Source organism: Pseudarthrobacter sp. NPDC058329, assembly GCF_042879835.1.
GTDB lineage: Bacteria > Actinomycetota > Actinomycetes > Actinomycetales > Micrococcaceae > Arthrobacter.
The window spans coordinates 130422-136815 of the sequence record NZ_JBHVZR010000013.1; the positions used below are offsets into that span (position 1 = coordinate 130422).

General features: G+C 64.2%; 5 protein-coding genes. All 5 read left to right on the forward strand.

The window, feature by feature from the left end:
* Window positions 1-122: 122 nt before the first annotated feature.
* Window positions 123-1106 carry a bifunctional riboflavin kinase/FAD synthetase gene (locus ACFVYC_RS16400; RefSeq protein ID WP_387552198.1) on the forward strand — a complete coding sequence of 328 codons (984 nt, stop codon included), beginning with the start codon at window positions 123-125 and terminating at the stop codon, window positions 1104-1106.
* A 39-nt stretch (window positions 1107-1145) separates the two neighbouring features.
* Window positions 1146-2000, forward strand: a complete 855-nt coding sequence (gene kynA, locus ACFVYC_RS16405) for a tryptophan 2,3-dioxygenase (protein WP_387552201.1) — start codon at window positions 1146-1148, stop codon at window positions 1998-2000.
* The gene (kynU, locus tag ACFVYC_RS16410; RefSeq protein ID WP_387552204.1) at window positions 1997-3265 is read left to right on the forward strand and encodes a kynureninase; all 1269 of its coding nucleotides are present in this window, start codon (window positions 1997-1999) and stop codon (window positions 3263-3265) included. Before kynA ends, kynU begins: the two co-directional genes overlap by 4 nt.
* A 220-nt stretch (window positions 3266-3485) precedes the next feature.
* Window positions 3486-3755 carry a 30S ribosomal protein S15 gene (rpsO, locus tag ACFVYC_RS16415; RefSeq protein WP_104042798.1) on the forward strand — a complete coding sequence of 90 codons (270 nt, stop codon included), beginning with the start codon at window positions 3486-3488 and terminating at the stop codon, window positions 3753-3755.
* A gap of 243 nt (window positions 3756-3998) precedes the next feature.
* A complete protein-coding gene (locus ACFVYC_RS16420) occupies window positions 3999-6260 on the forward strand; it encodes a polyribonucleotide nucleotidyltransferase (protein WP_387552231.1) in 2262 nt (753 codons plus the stop codon).
* Window positions 6261-6394: the final 134 nt, after the last annotated feature.

Here is a 6394-nt window from a genome sequence, read left to right on the forward strand (position 1 = left end):
CGGGCAGCGTGGCAAAGTTGGCAGGGTGAATACGGGTAATCTTTAGAGAGTTCCGCGGCCGGAAGGGTCTGGAACGTTGATATTTGCACGCAGATATTTGCACGCAGTAAAAGGCGAGGGTGATGGTCTACATCTGGAACGATCCGTCCGAGGTCCCGGCGGACTTCGGCCCATCTGTTGTCACCTTTGGGAACTTCGACGGGGTGCACCGCGGCCATCAGCAGGTGCTGTCCCAGCTGATCCGTACGGCCCGGCTCACCCGGTCAAAATCCGTGGCTGTGACTTTCGACCCCCACCCGGCCCTGGTGCACCGCCCGGAAGCCGCGCCTGAGCTCATCATGGGGCTGCACGACAAGCTGGAGGCGCTGGGTGAGCTGGGCCTGGACGCCATCCTGGTCATGAAGTACTCCCTGGACCTCGCCAGCCTCACCGCCGAAGAATTCGTGGAGCAGTTCCTGGTGGACTGCCTGCACGCCAGCCACGTGGTGATCGGCCATGACGCCCGGTTCGGGCGCGGCAACTCCGGCGACCTGGACACCATGAAGGCGCTCGGCGAAAAATTCGGGTTCGAGGTCCAGGTCATCAGCGAGTTCGGTTCCGAAGGTTACCCCCTTCATGACGACGACGGCACGGACCGCCGCTGCTCCTCCACCTGGGTGCGCGAAGCCCTGCAGGAGGGCGACGTATCCACTGCCGCGGCTGTGCTGGGGCGCGCCCACCGGATGCGCGGGGAAGTTGTCCACGGCGCCGCCCGCGGCCGCGCCCTCGGATTTCCTACCGCCAACCTCGCCGGCAACGCCAGCGGACTCATCCCGGCTGACGGCATCTACGCCGGCTGGCTGGTGGACCAGGCCGGGACGCGCTGGCCTGCTGCGATTTCCGTGGGGTCGAATCCCACGTTCGACGGCGTGAGCCGGCAGGTCGAAGCCCATGTGATCGACCGGCCCCAAGAAGCCGTGGAGGACTTCGATCTGTACGGCCAGACAGTGGTTGTGGAATTCGTGGCCCGGCTCAGGGGCATGGTGGCATACCGTGGGCCTGAGGCCCTGGTGGACCAGATGCGGCTGGATGTGGTCCAGGCGCACCACCTCCTCGCCAGGCGCTGATCCGTCCAACGGCATTACGACACAGGGAAAGGCAGTTCCGTGTCCGTGGAGAAAAACACCAGGAAACTGGACGAAGGCGTTGTCCGTGATTTCAGTTCGCGGATGAGCTACTCCTCCTACCTGCAGCTGCCCAAACTGCTCAGTGCGCAACAGCCCGTCAGCCAGCCGGAGCACCACGATGAAATGCTTTTTATCATCCAGCACCAGACCACCGAGCTCTGGCTCAAGCTGGTGCTGCACGAGCTCCGGAGCACCGCAGCGTGGCTCCGCGCGGATGACCTCGGCTCGGCGCTGAAGGGCATTGCCCGCGTCAAGCACATCCAGAAGACCCTCACCGAGCAGTGGTCGGTGCTGGCCACGCTGACGCCCACCGAATACTCGCAGTTCCGGGGTTTCCTGGGCCATGCCTCCGGCTTCCAGTCGAGCCAGTACCGCGCCGTTGAGTTCATCCTTGGCAACAAGAACGCCACAATGCTTTCGGTCTTCGAGTCCGATCCCGAAGCCCACGCGATGCTGGAACATCTGCTCAACGCGCCCAGCATCTATGACGAATTCCTGGCCTACCTGGCACGGCAGGGGTTCGATGTGCCCGGCGAAGTGCTGGAGCGGGACGTCACCCGGGCCCACGAGTTCACACCCGCGCTGGTGCCGCTGTTCAAGCACATCTACGAGAACGCCGTGGACAACTGGGGCGCCTACGAGGCTTGCGAGGAGCTGGTCGACCTGGAAGACAACTTCCAGCTGTGGCGCTTCCGGCACCTGCGCACCGTGCAGCGGACCATCGGCATGAAGACGGGAACCGGCGGTTCCAGCGGTGCCGCCTTCCTGCAGAAAGCCCTCGAACTGACCTTCTTCCCGGAGCTATTCGCAGTCAGGACGGAAATCGGCCAATGAGCATCCAGCAGCAGCCTATCGCGGGAAACACAGAAAACGCCGGACCGGCCCTTCGACAGCGTGCGGCGGAGCTGGACCGGCAGGACCCGCTGGCACACTACCGCAGCCAGTTCATCGGCACGGATACCCCACTGTCCTACCTGGACGGAAACTCCCTGGGCCGCCCGCTTCACCGGACCGCAGAAGACGTCAGCGCCTTCGTTCGCGACGGCTGGGGCGGCCGGCTGATCCGGGGCTGGGACGAGGAATGGCTGGAGCTGCCCCAGGCCATCGGCGACCAGCTGGGCCGGGCAGTGCTCGGAGCAGCCCCCGGACAGACAGTCATCGCGGACTCCACCACGGTGGTGCTGTACAAGCTGATCCGCGCGGCCCTTGCCGCCGTGGCCGACCCCGACCGCAATGAACTGGTCCTGGACACCGAGAATTTCCCCACGGACCGCTACCTTGTGGAGGGCATTGCCCTCGAGGAAGGCCTGACGCTCCGCTGGATCGAAACGGACCCGAACGCCGGGGTAACCGTTGACCAGGTGCGCGAAGTCGCGGGGCCGCGCACCGCCGTCGTACTCCTGAGCCACATCGCCTACCGTTCCGGCCATCTGGCGGACTTGGCGGGGATCACCGCAGCAGTGCACGACGCCGGGGCGCTGGTGGTGTGGGACCTTTGCCACTCCGCGGGTTCAGTCGAGATTGGCTTGGACAGTGCGGGCGTGGACTTTGCCGCCGGCTGTACCTATAAGTACCTCAACGGCGGCCCCGGGTCGCCCGCCTTCGCCTACGTCAACCATCGCCACCTCGCCTCGCTCAACCAGCCGATCTGGGGCTGGATGGGGCGGAAGGACGCGTTCGAAATGGCCGCCGGGTATGAGCCGGCTCCAGGCATCCGTGGATTCCTCAGCGGTACGCCCGCAATCTTCGGGATGCTGGCCATGCGGGGGACACTCGACCTCATCGAGGCGGTAACCATGGCCGGCATCCGGGCGAAATCCGTGAAGCTGACCGCCTTCGCCGTCGAGATCTTCGAAGCCTGGCTGGCCCCCCTGGGCGTGGAGCTTGCCTCGCCGCGTGAACCGGGGGAGCGGGGCAGCCACATCACCCTTGACCACCCCGCTTTCGCGAAGGACGCCGTCGCATCGCTGTGGGACGAGGATGTGATCCCGGACTTCCGCGCTCCGCACGGCATCCGGGTGGGACTCTCTCCACTGAGCACCAGCTTCGCGGAAGTCCTGCAGGGGATGGCGGCAATTCGGAACCAGCTGCAGCACTAGGGGCAGCCCGGGGCGTCATGGCCGGCTGATCCCCATAAGACTGCCTGTTTCGACAAGATTGGGCGGGGGCCGGTAAACTGGGGGATGGATCCGGCTGCAGTCCGTGGCGGCTGGTTCCTGTTGTGTGTGGCACTGTCCGGGTTTCCCGGACCAGCCGCGGCGGCAGACCCGGCAGTGAGTTACTGACCTGGGCCCTCACGGCACATCCCAAGGAGTTATTGTGGCACTTGAAGCCGCTGTAAAGCAGTCCATCATCAAGGAATACGCAACCGGCGAAGGCGACACCGGTTCACCGGAGGTCCAGGTTGCAGTCCTGACCCAGCGGATCAAGGATCTGACTGAGCACATGAAGGAGCACAAGCACGATTACCACACCCAGCGCGGTCTGCTGGCCATGGTTGGTCGTCGCAAGCGCATGCTGAGCTACCTCAAGAAGACCGACATCGCCCGCTACCGTTCGCTCATCGAGCGCCTCGGCCTGCGCCGCTAGTCGGACTTAGGGGCGGCCCTTCCGGTACGGAACGGGCCGCCTCCTTCAAATGAAAAACTAAACAGGAGGATCAACCGCATCACGCATTCGCGGTCCTCGGTAGTGATCCCCGGGAACGGCTTCGTTGACTGAAGCCCCGGCCCGTGGGTCTCGATCGACGACCGGGTGCAGGGCCAGTCGACAGATGCTGGCCTGGGTTGATGCGGCTGGACTTCCGTAAAAACAGAAACGGAGGTGACTCTCTTGGAGGGTCCCGAAATCCAGTTCTCAGAAGCAGTCATTGACAATGGCCGTTTCGGCAAGCGTGTAATCCGCTTCGAAACCGGCCGCCTTGCCAAGCAGGCCGCCGGCGCAGCGATGGTGTACATCGACGATGACACCGCCCTGCTGTCCGCCACCACTGCCGGCAAGCACCCGCGCGAAGGCTTTGACTTCTTCCCGCTGACGGTCGACGTCGAAGAGCGTATGTACGCTGCCGGCCGCATCCCGGGTTCGTTCTTCCGCCGCGAAGGACGCCCGTCCACCGAAGCCATCCTGGCCTGCCGCCTGATGGACCGCCCGCTGCGCCCCGCCTTCATCAAGGGCCTGCGCAACGAGGTCCAGATCGTGGTAACCGTCCTGGCCATCAACCCTGACGAGCTGTACGACGTGGTGGCCATCAACGCCTCCTCCATGTCCACCCAGCTGTCCGGCCTGCCGTTCTCCGGCCCCATCGGCGGCGTCCGCGTTGCCCTGGTTGCTGACGAAAACGGATCACAGTGGGTTGCTTTCCCCAAGCACTCGCAGCTGGAAAACTCCGTCTTCAACATGGTGGTTGCCGGCCGCATCGCCGGTGACGACGTCGCCATCATGATGGTTGAAGCCGAAGCGACCGACAACTCCTGGAGCCTCATCAAGGAACAGGGCGCCACCGCCCCCACCGAAGAGGTTGTTTCCGAGGGCCTTGAGGCTGCAAAGCCGTTCATCAAGGCACTGTGCGACGCACAGGCAGACCTCGCCGCCCGTGCAGCCAAGCCGATCGTTGAATTCCCGGTCTTCCTTGACTACGAGGACGACGTCTACGCCGCTGTTGAGTCCGCCGCTGCCGAGAAGCTGGCTGCTGTCTTCCAGATCGCTGACAAGCAGGACCGCGACAACGCTTCTGACGCACTCAAGGACGAGGTCACCTCTTCCCTGGCCGGCCAGTTCGAAGGCCGCGAGAAGGAGCTGTCCGCAGCATTCCGCTCGGTCACCAAGCACGTGGTGCGCCAGCGCATCCTCAAGGACCAGATCCGCATTGACGGCCGTGGCCTGACGGACATCCGCCAGCTCACTGCCGAGGTTGAGGTCCTGCCCCGCGTTCACGGTTCAGCCATCTTCGAGCGCGGCGAGACCCAGATCATGGGTGTTACCACGCTGAACATGCTGAAGATGGAACAGCAGATCGACTCGCTGTCGCCGGTGAAGACCAAGCGTTACATGCACAACTACAACTTCCCGCCGTACTCCACCGGTGAAACCGGCCGCGTGGGTTCGCCCAAGCGCCGCGAAATCGGCCACGGTGCCCTGGCGGAGCGTGCACTCGTGCCGGTCCTGCCGTCCCGCGAGGAGTTCCCGTACGCCATCCGCCAGGTGTCTGAGGCTCTCAGCTCCAACGGTTCGACGTCGATGGGTTCCGTCTGCGCCTCCACCCTGTCGATGCTGAACGCCGGTGTGCCCCTGAAGGCAGCCGTCGCCGGTATTGCAATGGGCCTGGTCTCCGACCAGGTTGACGGTCAGACCCGCTACGCGGCACTGACCGACATCCTTGGCGCCGAAGATGCCTTCGGCGACATGGACTTCAAGGTTGCCGGTACCTCCGAGTTCGTTACGGCCATCCAGCTGGACACTAAGCTCGACGGTATCCCCGCCTCGGTCCTGGCAGCAGCCCTGAAGCAGGCCCGCGAAGCCCGCCTGCACATCCTCGAGGTCATCGACTCCGCCATCGACACCCCGGACGAGCTCTCCGAGTTCGCACCGCGCGTCATCGCCGTGAAGATCCCCGTGGACAAGATCGGCGAGGTCATTGGCCCCAAGGGCAAGATGATCAACCAGATCCAGGAAGACACCGGCGCCGACATCTCCATCGAGGACGACGGCACGGTCTACATTGGCGCCACTGATGGCCCGTCTGCAGACGCAGCACGGTCCGCCATCAACGCCATCGCCAACCCGCAGGTCCCGGAAATCGGCGAGCGTTACCTGGGTACGGTCGTCAAGACCACCACCTTCGGTGCCTTCGTGTCGCTGACCCCGGGCAAGGACGGCCTCCTGCACATCTCCGAGCTCCGTAAGATTGCCGGTGGCAAGCGGGTAGACAACGTTGACGACGTTGTTTCCGTTGGCCAGAAGATCCAGGTGGAAATCACCAAGATCGACGACCGCGGAAAGCTGTCCCTTTCCCCCGTAGTGGCTGAAGAGGAAGGCGCCGGTGACACCGAGCGCGTTCACGCCTCAGTGGCTGCCGAGGGCGCCGACTCCGAGTAATCGGTTTTCGGCACACCAGCATGAATCGGCGGGGGCGGGGGGTGATACACCCGCCCCCCCCCGGTTACGATGGGAGCCCGATCCCCGCGGCCCCCTTTGTATGGGCACAAAGAAGGGTTTTAAAGTGTCTTATA